This window comes from Streptomyces sp. CG4, from assembly GCF_041080655.1.
Lineage (GTDB): Bacteria > Actinomycetota > Actinomycetes > Streptomycetales > Streptomycetaceae > Streptomyces.
Genome location: NZ_CP163525.1, coordinates 160,363 through 176,901 on the forward strand (window position 1 = coordinate 160,363; position 16,539 = coordinate 176,901).

Genomic DNA, 16,539 nt, shown 5'->3' on the forward strand with positions numbered 1-16,539 from the left:
CCACTTGGCTGCGGTTGCCCGCGTCACCGACGGGTGCCTGATACAGCGGATTGGTCTGACCGCCTGCTCGTCTGGCGGGGAGGCTCTGTCCCAACTCCCCCATGCACGCTGACATTGGCCTCGTTCGCTGCGCTGACGGTCCCTCAGGGGGCTAGTCCCGGATCCCCAGGTCCTCCCGCATCAATGTCCGCATCGCGACCAGCCGGGGCTCGGCCTGCTTGACCTCGACGAGCAGGCGCTCGACGCTCTCCCCGTCACGCGCGAGGCCGCGGTCGATGCGCTTGGCCGCTGCGTCTATCCCCGCGAGGACCTTGTTGAGTTCCCGCGACGCCTCCATGATCCGCAGCGGGACGATCATCTGGGCTGCCGCGTAGCGGTCGCGATACTCCCTGCGGGAATCCTCGAGACGGGTGCGGTCCTCCTCGATGTAGACGCCGTCGCGAATGCGGTGCAGGGCGTCCTTGAGGAGCGTGTGGAACTGCTCGGAGGCTCGGTTCATGGCCGTGTACGCCTCTCGGCGTTCCTCGAACGACCGTCTACGGTCGGCGAGTTCGGCCTCGGTGGCGCGTTCCCGGGCGTTGAAGCGTTGCGGGAGCACCGCGCCGAGTAGAGCGCCGCCGAGTCCCGCCGCCGCGGTGATCGCGGTCGCTATCGCGTCTGACATGCGCGGACCTTATCGTGATCCGCACGCCTCGCTTCCGTCGCCGGAGGCGGGAACTGCTTCTTCGGCGACCAGAACCGTCATGCTCGGCAAGCCCATTGGCTCCGTCGGTGTAAGGCGGGAACGGTTGATACCGAGTTCGGGCAACAGATGTTGATCAAGCGGGTCCAGAATGTTGTCGAGTCCCGAGAACGCCTCGTCGGCATGTCGGGGTGGGTTCGGACGACGAAGTGGCTCTCATCCACGGCCTCGAGTCCCCGTTCCGCGCGGTCTCGGAACCGCTGGTCCACATCCGGGCCTCTCTCCAGCATCTGCGAGACTCGGGAGCACTGCCCGAACCCCGGATCGAGGAAACCCTTACTGAGCTTCTTCAGCGGTGACTCTCCAGGGTGAGGACGGCCTTGGTCATTGACGTCAGTCGGTTGGGGCTGCAGCGGGCGCGGCGGAAGATCCGCCAGGACTTGAGTCGGGCGAAGGCCCGCTCGACTGGGCTGCGGAGACGGGAATGTGCTCGGTTGACGTTCTTCTGGTACATGGTCAGCTCGCGGCCGCAGTGCCGTTTGAACGGTGTGCAGACGGATCCGCCGGCTCCTTCGTAGGCTTTGTCCGCCAGGACGGGAATCTTCAGGCGTTCACACACGGTAATGATGTGGTGGGTGCGTGCAGCGGTGATGTCCACCGTGCGGCCCGGCAAGGCGGGCGAGTACCAGATGATTTCGCCGGCCGGGCCGGTGACGGCCTGGATGTTCACTCCGTGCCGTCTGGCCTTGCCGGAATAGTCACGTTCACCGTCGCCGACCCGGTCACACTCGGCGATGGTGCCGTCCAGCAGGACGTGCTCCGGCTTGGCCCACCGCAAGGCGCGGGTGAGCGACGGGGCCTTGTCCGCCAACAGTGAGGTCACGCTGTGTACGTATGCGTGGGCGGTGGCTTCGCTGATGCGGAAGCCCGCGGCGATCTTGGCGAGGGTGGTGTGCTCGCGCAGGTACACCAAGGCCACCAGAGCCCACTGGGAGGGGCGGAGCTTGCACCGCCGGTCACCCTCGCGGGTGACGATCAGCATCGTGACTCACTCGACAAGGGCATGCGGGAGGTCCAGTGCGCAAGGACAGGTGACCAACAGGGCTCCCTGGTCGGGTGGTTGAGACGTCAGACATCTCGCCCAACAGCCGGGGAGCCCTGCTCGTTACGCCCCCACAGCCGTCCCCCGATCGGTGGCCAGGCTGAAGAAGCTCACTTGCTTCAAGAACCGCTGGTACGGGGAACGCACCCTGCCGTCACTGGCTCGGCACCTCGAAAAGCTGGGACACCAGGCAGCCCGAGACGACATGAAGGAATTCGACCGCTTCAGGCGGAAGACCCACGATCTCGAATTCTTCCTCGCCGAGCGCCCCTGGGTCGACCCGGATTAGAGGGGCACAGAGGTGGACCATCAAGAATTCATCACCGAGATCGGCGGCGTGCCGCTCATCGACGACGACAGCTTCAGGCTCAAAGCACTCCTGACGGCCGTCGCCCTGGTACGGCGCAGCGCCGAGCCCGAGGCGTTCACCTCACTCGGCGCGTATCTCGACCCCGAGAACGCCCAGCGCATCTTCGACCGCCACGCGCGGTCGAAGGTCGAGGATCTGGCATGGGAAGAGGTTCCCCCCTCGACTCCCCCGCTCAACCGCAGGCCCATGTCCGCGACTTCGCTCTCCTCCAGATCGCCGCCTTCTGCGGCACCATCGCAACCCGGTGCGTGGAGATCGCCCTGGCATGGTGGGTCCTGGCAGAGACCGGAAACGACACACTGCTCGGCGCGCTCATCGCGCTCGGTATCGCATCGGACGTCCTCTCCCGGGGTGCACTGGGCTGGCTCGGGGACCGGTTCCCCGCCCGCCGGGTCATCCTGTGCTGCTTCGCCGGCTCCGCTCTGGTAAGCGGAATGCTCACCTGGCTTGCCCTCGTCGGCGCGTATCAGCTGTGGGCTGTCGTAATCGGGATCATGCTGCTCGGCATCAGCCTTGGGGTACGAGAACCACTCCTCATGTCCATGATCCGACGGCTGCTGGAGGCCACCTCGGTCGCGGGCGCTGTCCGAATTCGCAGCACGGTGATGTCGCTGTCCTACTTCGCCGGACCGATCGTTGCCGGTGTTCTGATCGGCCCACTGGGGTATTCCGCAGTCCTTACCACCGCCTTTTGCGTCGTGGCCGTCTCAGCCCTGCTGGTCGCCATGCTGCGTGTCCCGGACACCGAAACCCAGTCCATGGCTGCGAAAGCCGGAGGCTTCGCCGCATGGGCGTCAGGAACGAAAGCAGGGTTCCAGGCCATCCGGCGTGTCAGCCCCGAATGGCGCCTGGCGATGCTGACGATGGTGGTCAACTTCGCGTTGTATCCCGTCTTCAACGTCATCGTGCCCGTCCTGGTTGCGCAGCGCTATCCCGACCAGACCTGGGTGCTGAGCGTCGTGGAGTCGTCATTCGCGGTTGGGCTCATTGTCGACAGCGCCTATCTGGTGGGGCTGAGCGACAAACTGCTCGGCAGACGGCGTACGGTCCTCGCGGGCTTCGCGGTCCTCGGCGCCGGCTTCGCCGGAACCGGACTGGCCGTCGGCGCTCTGCACATCGCCAGCGCCGTGGCCTTCACCGCTGCGGGCTCGCTCCTGCTGATGCTCTCGGGTGTCGGGCTGTGCATGGTCACGACCAACACCGGCACCGTGCGGCTGCTCGCGACACCGGCGGCGTACCGGAATCGGTGATCGCTGCCGCGCCCTTCCTGTCCGGCGTCGTCATGCCGCTCGGATCAGTCACAAGCAGCCTGATCTCACACGCCTCCGGCGGAATGTGGGCCCTCTTCCTCCTCGGCGCGGCGATCTGCGTCTGCTCGGTCATCGCGGCCCGGGACACGGTCCTCACCCGATATCTCGACCTACCAGACGAAGAACTCGACGACATCTACCTCCGGGAATTCCCCCACGCCTTTGCAGGCGAAGCACAAGAGACACAGGCGGCTCGCCGATGAAGGAGTTGGCTTTGCAGGCGAGTTTCAAGAACGTCTGTTGCTCAGCGGTGAGATCGCCGCGTTCCGCGGGAGAGTGATGTCGCCGAGTTTCGCGAACGGCTGGGTGCTTGCTTCGGGAGCATGGTTGTGCCCTGCGCGATGAGAGGCTCAAGTACTGCCGCAGTTCACTGTCCAATGCCCGCTGGGCGTTGATCGAGTCTGTGCTGAGAGCTTGGTGGACCGAGCGGCTCCAACATGCGTTGAACATTGGAACGCCGCCCGAGTCGCTCAGGCGGCCGCCCGTGCGACCGCCACCGCCCAGCCGATGCAGACAAGATTGACCGCCAGCCGGACCACCGCGCCGACGGGACGTTCCAGCAGGCGCGGCCGCGGCGCACGCCTTCCACCCGCCCGGCACCGCCGAAGCCTGGGTCGCCGGCCACCTGATCACCATCCTGCACGGCCAGGCCGCCCGCGCCGCGCAAGAGATCACCGCGCAGGCCGCACGAGCCCGCCTGCGTGGAGCCAAACGCGTGGCCTCGGCGCCTGCGTCGGCTACCTCACCGGCACCTCGACCAGCTCTGTTATGACACCGCCCGGGCGCCCGGCTGGCCAATCTCCACCGGCGCGATCGAGGGCGGCTGCCGCCACCTGATCGGCGACCGCCTCGACATCACCGGCGCCCGCTGGGGCCTGGACGGCGCCGAAGCCGTCCTCAAACTCCGCGCCCTGAACGACAACGACGACTTCGGCGAGTACTGGCGCTACCACCTCGCTCGGGAGCACGAACGTCTCTACCCCACCCCCGACCAGCACAACTACCAACTCACGGCATGATCAGGCACTTCATGGCATACCGAACCCGAACACCATGTCGGGCCAGTCCGTGTCAGGTATTCCGTCGTTGAGCGCCCCGCTGATCGTCCGCTCTTCGTAGCTGAAGTGGGATTCCTAGCGGCTGGCATCGTCGGCGTTGCCGCCATACTGCTGGGCGCCGGTGCATTCCTGTCGGTGCCGTCCGACTCGGGATCGGACAACACCCAGTACACGTGGTACCTGATCTACATGGCACTGCAATGGGCATGCTGGGCACCGGGCTTCCCACCCTCCCCCCCCCCGGACTGATGACCGTGCTCCCGCGCATGCTCGACACACAGGGACAGACTGCGGATCATCGTCAACTGCGTCGAGTTCAGGACCACTTCATCCTGCCGTGCGAGGTGGACGCTGATGCTGCAGAGCTGCTGGCCCGCGCCCAGAAAGCCTCCGCCACCGTCTTGGGGACCGCCGTACACGAGAAGGACCTGATCGACCGCCAGCACAACGACCTGGCCCTTCCCACACAGGTCTGGGCGATCGCCCGCAACCTCACCGAGTACACCCGCCTCACGGCCGATCTCCCCCAGCAGGCCGACACTCCCGTGCTCCAGAAAGCCGCCAGCACGCGCCGAGCCCAGCTCGACACGATCCGGCAGGGAATCGACCGTCGGGTCGCCGCACTGGAGGAGTACGCAGACAAGGCCGCCGAGGCGGACAGGTGCTACACGGAGTGGGAGCAGACCCGACAACTCACGGCAGGCGACGACGACGTGCTCGCCCTGCTGGCCGACACCGCCGCGGACGAAATCGCCGTGGCCGAGGTACAGGCAATGACCGCACAGGCACGCACCATCGCCGAGGCCCTGCACAGCGCCGTCGGCACAGCGCGGGCCGCTGGCGCCAGGGCACTGCCCCGCACCGCTGGGGCATGAGCATCATCCCCTGACGCAGCCACGCCATGAAACCCTGGCGCCCGGCCTCCCTGGGCAACGCGATCGACAGGCTATCGGCAGGCTGACGGGCCAGTTCCAGGACCGAGGCAAGGGCGGTGGCGATGAACAGGAGCGTGCCGGACCGGCTGTGCCACGCCACGGGGCAAATGGCCCACCGCCGTGGCTTGGAGCGACCGGCGGCCGAGTGCCGTACCGATTGCCGTGCGACGCTAGCTGGACGAGTTCGCCGACCGGCTGGGCGAGTTGCTCACCGAACGCACGTAGTGCGTGATGGTGACTGGCCAGGTGGTTGGCACGGGTTCCTTCAGCGTGTGTGGATCGGCCGGGGCAGGAGGTTGCGCAGGAGCTCCGCCGTATCGGGCTCCATTTCGACCCCGCCGCCGATCGAGTCATTGCTGCGGTGCAGGCGTGCGGCGGCCTCACGGAGTGCATCGATGTCGCCGGAAACGTGGTGGGCGAAGAAGAGATCATGGCACCGTATGTTGATCTAGAACCGGGCCCACCTGCTCCACGCACTCGCCGAGTTCGAAGCGTTCTACAAACAGCATCGTCCCCAGTCCACCCTGCGGAGTGCAGCATCCCTGAGGCCCGTCCCTGAACCAATTACCGAACCCGACCGACTCGACCGGCTGGGCATCCACCGACGTGACCGACTCAGCGGCAATCTCCACGAGTACGCACATGCGGCCTGACCTGCCAAGACTTAACGTGCTCCCTGGAGGGACGGGCCGCCATGGCGTTGCGTAGGGCGGCCCGTGAGTCGAGGATCCGGTTGCTCACGTACCTGCGATTCCCGTCGCAACCAGGGACAGGGTGGGATCGGCTGACCTGGCTGCAAGCCATCGACGCGACCTGGAACTCGTTGGTCACCATGGACTCGGCCTGGCAGCGCGACGACGGATTCAACGGTGACCGGTGGAGACCTACTCCCACAGCCGAGTCTCTGGCGGTCGACATGGCGCGGTGGGCAGCGGCCGGCGGCACCCAGGCGCAGCAGTGACTTCGAGTGTGTTACCAAGTTGCCGGTGGGCATGGCGAATTGGGGTGTGCGGCAAGGCTGGCGGGAGGCATCCCTGTCAGGCAGTCGCGGCCGCGCCGGTGATGGTCTTCCAGACGCGGAATCGTTCGGCCATGTCGAAGCGGTAGTCACTCGCTGTGGTCAGACGCCGTCGGGATCGCAAGTGCGAGGAGATCCGGGAGAACGCGGCGAGGAATCTCTGCGCCGCTCCGACGGAGCGCAGGCCCTTCATGGCGCGCCGGGCGCGTTGCGGCATCGTGCGCGTCGGGAGCTACATGCCGCCTCCGACGCCAGGTAGCCCCCGTCGACGCACTTCGGCGCGACGTGCGTCTCGACGGACATCCCCATGCACCGCGCAATGCACAGCCCGGTGGCATCTCAACGCATATCTCGCGGTGGCCGAGCAACCAGTCACCCCGACCAGCCCTCTTCTCTCAAAAGCACCACGAGCACAACACCCCCCGTCGAACACAGTTGGTCACCCTCCGACTACCCCAGACCGATCAATTGTCATATTTCGATTCAAAAGAGCACAAATCACGACCTAGCTCTTTACATGCCCATGCCAGACTACGCAGGGTTTGCCCGGGATCGCCCGATCCTCGCGGTGGGCAACAGCACCGCGCGTACGGGCGGTTGGTGAACCGGCCGCCCATGTGCTCAAAGGAACCGAAATGCGTCGACCCCACATACGCAACCTGGCGATAGCCGTCGCGGCGACCACGGCCGCGACCCTCACCTCAGGCGTGGCAGGCACCGCCACCGCAGCACCTACGGCTACTCCCGCCTCAGCTCCCGGCTCCTCCCCCGCAGACGCCTCGATCGTGGACGCGGCCCGCGCCGCCGCGTACACTCACTCCTCCGCCACCGGCGTCGGCAAGGACGACACCCTCAAGGCCACCGACGTCCTGGTCGACCCGGATGGCAAACAGCACGTCCGCTTCATACGGACCCACCATGACCTGCCGGTCCTCGGCGGCGACCTCGTCATCCACCTGGACGCCGAGTCGGCCTACCAGGACGTCACCCGGGCCGCCGGCAAGCCGGTCGAGGTGCGGTCCCTCAGCGCGAAGCTGTCGGCCGGGCAGGCCCAGGAGAGGGCCGCGGCCGCGGTGCAGGGCGAAGCCGGTGAGGCCCAGCTGGTCATCGACGCCCGCGCCGGCCGGACCGCGCTGGCCTACCAGGTGCAGGTGACCGGCAGCCGCACCGACGAGACCGGCGGCGTCTACACGGTCGTCGTCGACGCCGCCACCGGCACCGTCCTCAGCAACATCCCGGCCAACGACGCGTTCCTGTCGCCCGCCGTCCAGAACACGCTTCGCGAGCGGGGCGAGCGGCTCAGCCCCGCGACCGGGCCGACCGCCAACGCACCGGCCGCCGCGGGCCCGGCCGACGGCACCGGTCAGTCCCTCTTCTCCGGCACCGTCCCGCTCTCCACGACCCAGACCGCGACGAACTCCTTCACCCTCAAGGACTCCACCCGCGGCAACACCGAAACGCGGGACGCGGGCGGCGAGAACCTGCAGAAGTTCACCGACGGCAAGGCCTTCACCAGCGAGAACAACCACTGGGGCAATGGCACGACCAGCGACCGCAGCACCGCCGCGGTGGACGCCCAGTACGGCATCACCAGCACCCTCGACTTCTACAAGAAGGCGTTCGGGCGTAACGGCATCAAGAAGGACGCCGAGGGCGCGCACGCCCTGGTCCACTTCGGCAAGAACGTCGGCAACGCCTTCTGGTCCTCCAACTGCGGTTGCATGCTCTACGGCGACGGTGACGGCAAGGAATTCACCAAGCCGCTGGTCGTCCTGGACGTCACCGGCCATGAACTCACCCACGGCGTCGTGGCGGAGACCGCCCGCCTCGAGCCCACCCGTGTGGACGAGGAGGGTCATCAGTTCGGCGAGCCCGGCGCCCTGAACGAGTCGCTCGCGGACATCTTCGGCTGCTCGGTGGAGTTCGCGGCGAACAACCCGCAGAACCCGCCGAACTACCTGATAGGCGAGAAGGTCGGCCTCAAGCAGGGGTTCCTGCGGCGGCTGGACAAGCCCTCCCTCGACAAGCTTGAGCACACCATCGACTACTGGTCGGAGAACGCGAAGGACGCCGAGGTGCACGCCGGCTCCGGTGTCTCCTCACACGCCTTCTACCTCCTCGCCGAGGGCAGCGGGAAGAAGACGATCGGCGGCATCGAGTATGACTCGCCCACGTATGACGGCTCCGAGGTGACCGGCATTGGACGGGACAAGGCCGCAAAGATCTACTACCAGGCGCTGACCCGGTACATGGTCCCCACGACGGACTTCCACGACGCTCGGACCGCGACCCTGAAAGCCGCCGCGGACCTCTACGGCGCCAGCAGCACCGAGTACAAGACAGTGGACAAGTCATGGGCCGCCGTGAACGTCACGGAAGCCAACACGCCCACCAAGCACTGAACCGGCCGGTGCCCCCGGTGAGGATGCTGTTGGTCAATTCGGGGGCCTGCGTGACGGCGGTCTCCAAGACCCGGTTGTGGTCTTGAGGACCGCCGTTGTCGCATGAGAAGGGCGTCAATGTCGATGCGGCCGAAGGAGCCGGGCGAGATGCCGGCGGGGACGGCTTGGGTGGCGAACGCCGCGTTCCCCAAGGGCAGCCTGGCGACCCGGCCCCGGGAGGAGTTCGGCGCGCTGTTCACCAATGAGCAGTTCGCCGGCCTCTTCCCGTCTCAGGGCAAGCCGGCCCGGTCGCCGCGCCGACTTGCGCCGTTCAGCATCACGGCATCGGAGGCGGCCGCCTGGGAGCCGAGGGCGTCGAGGATCCCTGCCCTGGAGCTGGCCGATCTTCTCGTTGCCGTAGAAGGCATAGGCCGCGACATCGCCCTCGGCGAGCCGGTCGTAAGCGATGACCTTGACGCCTCCTTGACGGCCGCGTCCACCCGGCCCTTCGGCGAACACGCTCTTCATCTGGCGGCGGCAGGTCGCAACGCGAAGGCGGGGTGTCGTCGCGGTCGCGCGTGTGATGAAGGCAGACGTCAGAGAACTGGTCCACAGTGATCTCGGTGCGCAGCGCGCGGGCTTCGGCGCTGTAGCGCCGCACGACATCCGCGCGGCCCTCCTGTACGTCCAGCGATACGCCCTTGACTGGTCGGCACGCCCCGCACACTCATCGACAGGGCGGCCCCGTCGGCTCGTTGACCGCAGAACCAACGGGGAACCCGATCGAGCCTGGGGAAATTCGCTTCGCAGATCCCCATCGCCAAGGGCTCGTACACACCCGTGACGCGAGATCCCATACTGAAGCGCACAGTGAGCAGCCGTTTCCCGCCGGTGACCCGCCGCCGCTCCGGTACCTGGATACAGAGGCTGGTCGCTCCTTCGCTGCGGCGGTTTCCCCTGAGCTGTCACCACCATCGCTTCCGCCGTGTCGAGACGCCGCCGTGCCGACCTGCAGGCATACGGGCGGTCAGCTCGGGACTCACCGATCGGCAGCGCCAGGTGATCGAGGTCGTCAGGGCCTCCGTGCAGCTACGCGGCATCCGCCGTCGATGCGCGAGATCGGCCAGGCCGTCGGCCTCTCCCGCACCTCCTCGGTCGCACATCAGCTGATGGCGCTGGAGCGTTGAAGCTCGGCGGTCGGCCTCGGCAGAGGAAAACGGTGTTACAGCTACACGCCGTGCCCGATCACCTCGGCCGAGAACCCATAGTCCGTGTACGACGGCGTGCTCACGACCAGCGCTTCCCCCGACGACTCACACCAAGAGCATCTCGCGGCGCCACGAGCACCATGACAACGCCATTGAGACTGGCCTTCAGACGCTGTGACTGCCAACCCTGCGAACTGTGCCGATCAGCGATCCCACCAGGCGGGCAGCTCCGGGACGTCCAGCAAGAACCCACGCCGCCGACCAGGCAGCACACCGATCGCCGAGCCGGCGCTGTGGCGTCGCTGGAAGTCGCGGGCGCCCTCCCTGTTCCGCTCGGTGAACCGAAAAGCTTTGCTCGCCTCGCGTGCGCATCCGTTGCCGGGATCCGTCCAGGCGACCTCGAGCTGCACCGTCCAGTGGCCCGGCCCCCGCGGGTTCTTGGCAAACGAGGTGCACGCCGCCACGACCTCCCCGCGCACGGCTGAGCCTGAGCGGCGCAGCTGTCGCAGGTGCCGATAGTGCGCAAGGCGCAACAGCCTGGTCCAGCTGATGACAGCGGCAGCAGCTCCGCCGATGCCCACCAGCGGGATCACTGTGTCCACGATGGCCGGATCATCAGTCAGCAGCCTTGCGAGGACGGCGGCAGCCGTGGCGCCAAGAATAAACCCGACGAAGGGCGTGACAATCGCTCCCACCACCAGGAGCGCGATCCGGACGATCCGCATGAGGGGAGATCCTAGTTCTCGCCCTCCTAGGCCGGCGCCCGCGCCCCGCCCACCAGCCCACTCCAGGAACAGGCCTATCAACTTTGGCAGCGGCGCCTGCTCGGATGGGTTCGCCCCACGGGCGCGAACCTCGACGTACCAACTGCAGTGTCTTCGGGCAAATTGCGCGCCTGCACCCCGCCCGTTCTCAGAGATCGTCTTAACTGGCGTGATCACTAGTGCCGCATCAAGCAACGTTTGCCCTGTTCACGACCTCGCGGAGGCGTTCGTCGGCGGCGTGATTGTTCCGCCAGATGATGTAGCGGCGGATCATGCTTCCCTGCTCCTTGTGGCTGGCGTGGTCGGTGCCATCCAGCGCGAAGTAGCGCAGGGCGGTGAACTGCGCCTCGATCCGGTTGAGCCACGAACTGTTGGTCGGGGTGTAGGCGATCTCCACGTTGTTCGCCACCGCCCACGTCCCGACTCGCTGACACCGCTTCGTCGTCAGGTGTGGTGAGTAGTTGTCGCAGACGATCGCAATGCGTACGTCCATCGGGTGCAGCGAGCGCAGGTAACGGCAGAACTCCAGGAACTTCGACCTGTTCTTGGTCTTCTTGATGTGCCCGTAGAGCTGGTCTTTGGCCAGGCCGTAGGCGGCGAACAGGTGCCGGACCCCGTGCGGGCGGGTGTAGGTGGCGCGGCGCCGGGGCCGGGGATCGCGGCCTGGGTCCTTGTGTCTGCCGCTGCGTTCGGCCCAGTGCCGGCCGGGGTGCGGCTGGAGGTTGAGCGGCCCGAACTCATCCACGCAGAAGACGACTTCGGGCTCGCCTTCCTCGGGCATGACCTCACCGTCGGCGATCGCGTACAGGTGCTCGACACGGGCCTTCTTGACTGAGTAGTCCGGGTCACGTGAGTTCTTCCAGGTCTTCACGCGTTGAAACGAGACGCCCTCCTCGCGGAGCAGGACCCGAAGGCCCTCGTGGCTGATGTCGTCGACCACCCCCTCGGCGACCAGGAAGTCGGCCAGCTTGGCCAGGCTCCAGGCCGAGAACGGCAGGCCGTGCTCCAAGGCCGGGTAGTTAGCGTTTTTTGCGCCCTGGCAAACAGCGGCCGAGGGGGTTCATGCGGGGGCGAAACGCGAGCAAGGGAGCCCCGTTGGAACAGGCAGTCGACCAAGACAGCTTGTTGCCGAGGAGCTCCGTTGTCCGAGCATTATGTCCTGCCGTTGGGCCTGACGGCTGTCTCTCGCGTGACCACTGTGGCGCAGGGCGTGTTCGCGCCGGGGCACCTGGGGGAGCTGACCGCGCTCATGTCGTTTGAACTCGTCGACGCGGTCCTGGAGGAGACCGGGAGCGTGCAGCGCCGCCTGCGTGATCTGCCGTCGCGGGTCGGCGTCTATTTCCTGCTGGCGATGTGCCTGTTCCCGGAGGTTGGCTATCAGCTGGTCTGGCAGAAGCTGACGGCGGGACTCGCCGGTCTGTCGTTCGCCACACCCACCGCGAAAGCCTTGCGTGACCTGCGCCGCAGAGTCGGCAGCACGCCCATGCGCAGGCTGTGCGACGTGCTGTGCGGGCCGCTGGCACAACCGAGGACCCCCGGTGTGCGGTTCGGGCCGTATCGCACGGTCTCCTTTGACGGCTGCGGCTCGCTGAAGGCTCCGGACACTGCCCGCAACCGGGCCTGGCTCGGCTCTCCGGGCCACGGCGGCTATCCCCTTCTGGAGCTGATGACGCTCGTCGAGACCGGGACCCGGGCCTTGATCGGCGCGGTCTTCGGGCCCACCAGCCAAGGAGAGCGAGGCTATGCCCGGCGCCTGCTGCACCTGCTGAAGCCGGACATGCTGGTGCTGTGGGACATGGGCTTTGACGGCAACGACTTCCTGGCTCAGGTGACCGCCACCGGTGCACAGGTCCTGGGCCGGCTGCGGAGCACTCGGCGCCTGCCCGTCCTCGTCCAACTCGCCGACGGCTCCTACCTGTCGGCAATCGGTACCGTCCGGGTGCGGATCATCGAGGCACAGATCACTGTGACGTGCGCGGGCGGCACCGCATTCAGTGGTTCCTACCGACTGGCCACGACCCTGACCGATGCTCGGCGTTATCCGGCTGCGGCCCTGGTGGGGCTGTATCACCAGCGTTGGGGTGCGACACGAAGTCGCACGAGATTGAGTGAATTACCTGATCGGAGGCTCGACTTGATGTCGACAGCGTAGTTCCGGGCCAGTGCTCAAGGCCCGTCCCCACTTCGACGTGCGTCGCCGGTAACGGCGGGGTGCGAAGCTCGAAGGAGAAGCCCAAGAACCCCCGTGCCATCCGGGAGTCACAGGCAAGGGGAAGACCGGACGGGTGAACGCAAGTGAACCCCTGATGATGCTTCGTGATCGTGGGCCCCGCCGATGGATTGCTCCAGCGGGGTGCAGGACTGGCCGCTGAGAAGCGGCAGGCGCCGGCTGAAGCCCCAACGTCAGCCGGGAGAGCATCGCCGTCCCGGAGTTTAGGGGGCACCCACCCCGGTCGTATCTCACTCGTGTGGAACGTGGAAACCCCGTTGGGGTCCGGACACGCAAGCGTCCGGTCAGCCGACCGTGAGGAAGGCCCAACTCCCCAGCGGGCACAGGATGACCCAAGAAGCCAATGCCGGTCACCGAAAGGCGGCGGGAAACCGGGGCAGACGGCCAGCACCTCCGCTGGTCGCCCCGCATAACCGGCCGGATACGGGCTCTGCCCGGACCCGAAAGGGTGCTGACGTGGGTCAGGTGGGCCTGTGCGGACTCGATGACCATCAACGCTGGAACCGAAGGACAAGTTGGACACCGTGGCGACAACATCTCCCGTGGCGGACACCGTCCAGGACGACAGTGCCGTCACGGCGAACGGACCTGAGGACGACTTCACCGACTGGCAGTCGATCGACTGGCAGGGCGCGGAGGACGAAGTACGGCGTCTGAGGCAGCGGATCTTCACGGCATCACAGGCAGGGGACCTCAAGAAGGTCCGCAATCTCCAGAAACTGATGCTCCGTTCCCGCTCGAACACGCTGGTGAGCGTGCGGCGGGTGACGGAGATCAACGCTGGCCGCAAGACAGCAGGGATCGACGGACGGGTTGTCCTTCTGCCCCAGGGAAAGGCCGAACTGGCCGACTGGGTGCAGCTCCGGGCAGCCCCATGGCGGCCCTTGCCCGTCAGGCGGGTCTATATCCCCAAGGCCAACGGCCGTCAGCGCGGCCTAGGAATTCCCGTGATCATCGACCGGTGTCTTCAAGCCGTGGCGCTGAACGCGTTGGAACCTGAGTGGGAGGCTCGGTTCGAGCCGAGGTCCTACGGATTTCGGCCCGGCCGTGGCTGCCATGACGCGATCGGAGCGATCTTCCTGGCCGCCAAGGGCAAGAGCCCGAAGCGGCAGTGGGTCCTTGACGCGGACCTGGCAGCGGCGTTCGACCGCATCGACCATGATCGCCTTCTGGCTGCTATCGGACAGTTCCCCGCTCGGGGGCTGGTCGAGCAGTGGCTCAAGGCGGGAGTGCTCGACCGTGGTGTTCTCGCCCCGACCGAGGAGGGGGTCCCGCAAGGCGGGATCATCTCCCCTGCGCTGATGAACGTGGCCCTGCATGGAATGGAAGAGGCTGCCGGAGTCCACTACCGCCCCACCGGTCCCCGCGCCGGTGAACTGGCAGTGGGCTCACCGACTTTGATCAGGTACGCCGACGACCTGGTGGTGCTCTGTCACAGCCGTGACGAGGCCCAGCAGGTCAAGGAGCGGCTCGCCCGGTGGCTCAGGCCCCGGGGTCTGGCCTTCAACGAGGACAAGACGCGCATCGCGCACCTCGACGAGGGCTGCGACTTCCTGGGCTTCACCGTCCGCCGCTACCACGGCATGCTCCTGATCAAGCCGAGCAAGGCATCCGTGCGACGGATCCGGGCACGGCTCACCGCTGAAGTGCTGGCCCTTCGGGGCCAGAATGCGGCGGCGGTGATCGCCAAGCTCAACCCGATCATCCGGGGCTGGGCTGCCTACTTTCGGGGAGTGGTCTCCAGCGAGGTGTTCACCTCGCTGGACAACCACGTGTGGAGGCTGGTCTACAAGTGGGCCCGGCACACACACCCGAACAAGCCGAACGGCTGGGTGACCTCCCGGTACTTCGGCCGGTTCAACGAGTCCCGGCAGGACCGGTGGGTGTTCGGTGACCGCGAGAGCGGCCGCTATCTCACCAAGTTCGCCTGGACCCGGATCGTCAGACATCAACTCGTCATCAAAGGGGCGTCCGTGGACGACCCGGCGCTGACCGAGTACTGGGCCTCGCGGCGACGCAGGAACAAGCCCCCGCTCAGCCCGCGCCTGCTACGTCTGCTCCAAAGGCAGCACGGCCGGTGCCCGCTCTGCGGAAGTCCTCTCCTGCACGCCGACCAGCAGCCGCAGAGCCCCCAGGAATGGGAGCAGTGGCTGCGGGCAATCCGGACGGCGGTACGCGCGAACGCGCTCACTGTCGAACCGGACGGAAGCCAGTCCGACGATCCCGTCGCCTTCCGACTCACCCACGTTCACTGCCACCGCTGACGCGGCGGCAGTGAACCACGGTGACCAGCCATTCTGGCTGCCCGTGGGCCTTCAGGGCCTGCTTGAGCCGGATGCGGTTAACGCCGCCCGTCCGGTTCTGAGGGGGTGCGGCGCAGCAATGCGCCGCACCTACCCGACAGCACGAATCGGCGTACTACGCACTCCGACACACGATCATGGACGGGCGCATCCTGCGGTCGGGCGATCGCGTGGGTGTCGAACAGGAGATGTGGTCGCTGCTGACGCTCTACCAGCTCCTGCGCACGGTGATGGTCGACGCCGCCGAGTCCCTTCCCGGCACCGACCCGGACCGCTGCGGGTTCACCATCGCCTTTCAGACAGCCCGTGACCAGGTGGTCCAAGCCGCCGGAGTGATCGCCGATGACACTGATCCGGTTGGTGTCATCGGACGCCGGGTCCTGGCCAGCCTGCTCCCGCCCCGCCGTCCACGCGTGAGCACCCGAAAGGTCAAATCGCCTGTCTCCCGGTACAACGGACGACACGAGGACGGCAGGCCCGACCACAGCCGTACCGTCACCGGCCTGGACATCACCGTCCTCGAGCCTCCGCCCCCGGAGCCCGCACTGCCCGAGGTGACCCGCCATGATCGGGACGCACTCCCGGAGGACCGTCGCAGGGAACGAGTCCTGGCCCTGCTCCAGGAAGATCCGCACCGCCCCTGGAGAACGCGCGATATCGCCCGCCACCTCGGCGACGTCACCCTGAGCACCATGTACAAACAGCTCAACCGATGGGCCGCCAGGAGACTCATCCGCAAAGCCGGCCCCGCCACCTACACCGCTATGCCATTCCCTTCAACTCCCTTGCCAGGCCGCAAAAAACGCTAACTACCCGGCCTTGGGCCGTGCTCGGCCGGCTTCGACTTGGCGATCTTCTTGATCTCCCGGCGTTCCGGGAGGGTGAAGGTCTTTGGCCGGCCACCTTTATACTTGGGATAAAGCGAGTCGAAGCCGTCAGCGTTGAAGTTGTGGAGCACATCGCGGACCCGGTCCGGACTGGTGAACGTCACCTCGGCGATCTTCGCCACCGGCCGTCCCTGCGCGGATAACAGCACCATCTGAGCCCGCCGCCAGGTCACCACCGAACCAGTGCCTCCGCGGATGATCCGCAGCAACCGCCTGCCCTCGTCGTCATCAATCTCCCGCACCCGCACGCGTACAGCCACGTGATCATTCTGGCTGGCTGGCGCTTCCCGG

At 66.8% G+C, this 16,539-nt stretch carries 13 protein-coding genes and 5 pseudogenes; 12 read left to right on the forward strand and 6 right to left on the reverse strand.

Going from position 1 to position 16,539, the window contains the following annotated elements; translation table 11 throughout:
- Nucleotides 1-151 precede the first annotated feature (151 nt).
- Entirely contained in the window at nt 152-664 is a 513-nt protein-coding gene (locus AB5L52_RS00815; RefSeq protein ID WP_351029569.1) for a hypothetical protein, read from the reverse strand.
- Nucleotides 665-873: 209 nt separating this feature from the next.
- Here AB5L52_RS00815 and AB5L52_RS00820 point away from each other — a divergent pair, with 209 nt between their 5' ends.
- Nucleotides 874-1,041, forward strand: coding sequence for a TfuA-like protein (locus tag AB5L52_RS00820; protein ID WP_351579116.1), 168 nt, complete (start codon nt 874-876; stop codon nt 1,039-1,041).
- Here AB5L52_RS00820 and AB5L52_RS00825 read toward each other — a convergent pair.
- Nucleotides 1,032-1,724 carry a transposase family protein gene (locus AB5L52_RS00825; protein ID WP_369362249.1) on the reverse strand — a complete coding sequence of 231 codons (693 nt, stop codon included), beginning with the start codon at nt 1,722-1,724 and terminating at the stop codon, nt 1,032-1,034. The two genes, AB5L52_RS00820 and AB5L52_RS00825, sit on opposite strands and share 10 nt — an antisense overlap.
- A gap of 151 nt (nt 1,725-1,875) precedes the next feature.
- On the opposite strand from AB5L52_RS00825, the gene AB5L52_RS00830 reads away from it, so the two are divergent.
- The 5 genes and pseudogenes from AB5L52_RS00830 to AB5L52_RS00850 all read left to right on the forward strand — a co-directional run bounded on the left by AB5L52_RS00830 (nt 1,876) and on the right by AB5L52_RS00850 (nt 5,397).
- Nucleotides 1,876-2,073 (forward strand): hypothetical protein, encoded by a 198-nt coding sequence (locus tag AB5L52_RS00830; RefSeq protein ID WP_351579110.1) that lies wholly within the window; start codon nt 1,876-1,878, stop codon nt 2,071-2,073.
- Nucleotides 2,074-2,294: 221 nt separating this feature from the next.
- Complete coding sequence (locus AB5L52_RS00835) at nt 2,295-3,404, forward strand: MFS transporter (RefSeq protein ID WP_369362250.1); 1,110 nt, start codon at nt 2,295-2,297, stop codon at nt 3,402-3,404.
- The gene (locus AB5L52_RS00840) at nt 3,401-3,667 is read left to right on the forward strand and encodes a hypothetical protein (protein WP_351579105.1); all 267 of its coding nucleotides are present in this window, start codon (nt 3,401-3,403) and stop codon (nt 3,665-3,667) included. Before AB5L52_RS00835 ends, AB5L52_RS00840 begins: the two co-directional genes overlap by 4 nt.
- A 585-nt stretch (nt 3,668-4,252) precedes the next feature.
- Nucleotides 4,253-4,483 (forward strand): annotated as a pseudogene (locus AB5L52_RS00845) (ISKra4 family transposase); the annotation flags it as partial.
- A 239-nt stretch (nt 4,484-4,722) separates the two neighbouring features.
- The gene (locus AB5L52_RS00850) at nt 4,723-5,397 is read left to right on the forward strand and encodes a hypothetical protein (RefSeq protein ID WP_369362252.1); all 675 of its coding nucleotides are present in this window, start codon (nt 4,723-4,725) and stop codon (nt 5,395-5,397) included.
- 1,097 nt (nt 5,398-6,494) lie between these two features.
- Here AB5L52_RS00850 and AB5L52_RS00855 read toward each other — a convergent pair.
- A pseudogene (locus AB5L52_RS00855) lies at nt 6,495-6,674 on the reverse strand (IS6 family transposase); the annotation flags it as partial.
- Between the two features lie 436 nt (nt 6,675-7,110).
- Between AB5L52_RS00855 and AB5L52_RS00860 the strand changes: the two are divergent.
- From AB5L52_RS00860 to AB5L52_RS00870, 3 genes and pseudogenes are all read left to right on the forward strand, one after another.
- On the forward strand, nt 7,111-8,877 hold the full coding sequence (locus AB5L52_RS00860; protein ID WP_369362253.1) for a M4 family metallopeptidase: 1,767 nt from the start codon (nt 7,111-7,113) through the stop codon (nt 8,875-8,877).
- Between the two features lie 117 nt (nt 8,878-8,994).
- Nucleotides 8,995-9,474: a hypothetical protein gene (locus AB5L52_RS00865; protein WP_369362254.1), complete on the forward strand. Its 480-nt coding sequence runs from the start codon at nt 8,995-8,997 to the stop codon at nt 9,472-9,474.
- 339 nt (nt 9,475-9,813) lie between these two features.
- A pseudogene (locus AB5L52_RS00870) lies at nt 9,814-10,040 on the forward strand (hypothetical protein); the annotation flags it as partial.
- 227 nt (nt 10,041-10,267) lie between these two features.
- Here the strand turns inward: AB5L52_RS00870 and AB5L52_RS00875 are convergent.
- Nucleotides 10,268-10,789, reverse strand: a complete 522-nt coding sequence (locus tag AB5L52_RS00875) for a hypothetical protein (RefSeq protein WP_369362255.1) — start codon at nt 10,787-10,789, stop codon at nt 10,268-10,270.
- 226 nt (nt 10,790-11,015) lie between these two features.
- Nucleotides 11,016-11,834, reverse strand: a pseudogene (locus AB5L52_RS00880) (transposase); the annotation flags it as partial.
- 135 nt (nt 11,835-11,969) lie between these two features.
- Between AB5L52_RS00880 and AB5L52_RS00885 the strand changes: the two are divergent.
- The 3 genes from AB5L52_RS00885 to AB5L52_RS00895 all read left to right on the forward strand — a co-directional run bounded on the left by AB5L52_RS00885 (nt 11,970) and on the right by AB5L52_RS00895 (nt 16,170).
- Entirely contained in the window at nt 11,970-12,980 is a 1,011-nt protein-coding gene (locus AB5L52_RS00885) for a transposase domain-containing protein (RefSeq protein WP_369362256.1), read from the forward strand.
- Between the two features lie 620 nt (nt 12,981-13,600).
- The gene (ltrA, locus tag AB5L52_RS00890; protein ID WP_369362258.1) at nt 13,601-15,322 is read left to right on the forward strand and encodes a group II intron reverse transcriptase/maturase; all 1,722 of its coding nucleotides are present in this window, start codon (nt 13,601-13,603) and stop codon (nt 15,320-15,322) included.
- 176 nt (nt 15,323-15,498) lie between these two features.
- Nucleotides 15,499-16,170 carry a hypothetical protein gene (locus tag AB5L52_RS00895; protein WP_369362259.1) on the forward strand — a complete coding sequence of 224 codons (672 nt, stop codon included), beginning with the start codon at nt 15,499-15,501 and terminating at the stop codon, nt 16,168-16,170.
- A gap of 14 nt (nt 16,171-16,184) precedes the next feature.
- On the opposite strand, the pseudogene AB5L52_RS00900 reads toward AB5L52_RS00895, so the two are convergent.
- Nucleotides 16,185-16,508, reverse strand: a pseudogene (locus AB5L52_RS00900) (transposase); the annotation flags it as partial.
- Between the last annotated feature and the right edge of the window lie 31 nt (nt 16,509-16,539).

What these genes read in the sequence shown, in the direction of transcription:
- AB5L52_RS00825 (WP_369362249.1), bottom strand. Translation starts at nt 1,724, where the DNA reads ATGCTGATCGTCACCCGCGAGGGTGACCGGCGGTGCAAGCTCCGCCCC.
- AB5L52_RS00815 (WP_351029569.1), bottom strand. Translation starts at nt 664, where the DNA reads ATGTCAGACGCGATAGCGACCGCGATCACCGCGGCGGCGGGACTCGGC.
- AB5L52_RS00860 (WP_369362253.1), top strand. Translation starts at nt 7,111, where the DNA reads ATGCGTCGACCCCACATACGCAACCTGGCGATAGCCGTCGCGGCGACC.
- AB5L52_RS00895 (WP_369362259.1), top strand. Translation starts at nt 15,499, where the DNA reads ATGGACGGGCGCATCCTGCGGTCGGGCGATCGCGTGGGTGTCGAACAG.
- AB5L52_RS00875 (WP_369362255.1), bottom strand. Translation starts at nt 10,789, where the DNA reads ATGCGGATCGTCCGGATCGCGCTCCTGGTGGTGGGAGCGATTGTCACG.
- AB5L52_RS00865 (WP_369362254.1), top strand. Translation starts at nt 8,995, where the DNA reads ATGTCGATGCGGCCGAAGGAGCCGGGCGAGATGCCGGCGGGGACGGCT.
- AB5L52_RS00850 (WP_369362252.1), top strand. Translation starts at nt 4,723, where the DNA reads ATGGGCATGCTGGGCACCGGGCTTCCCACCCTCCCCCCCCCCGGACTG.
- AB5L52_RS00835 (WP_369362250.1), top strand. Translation starts at nt 2,295, where the DNA reads ATGGGAAGAGGTTCCCCCCTCGACTCCCCCGCTCAACCGCAGGCCCAT.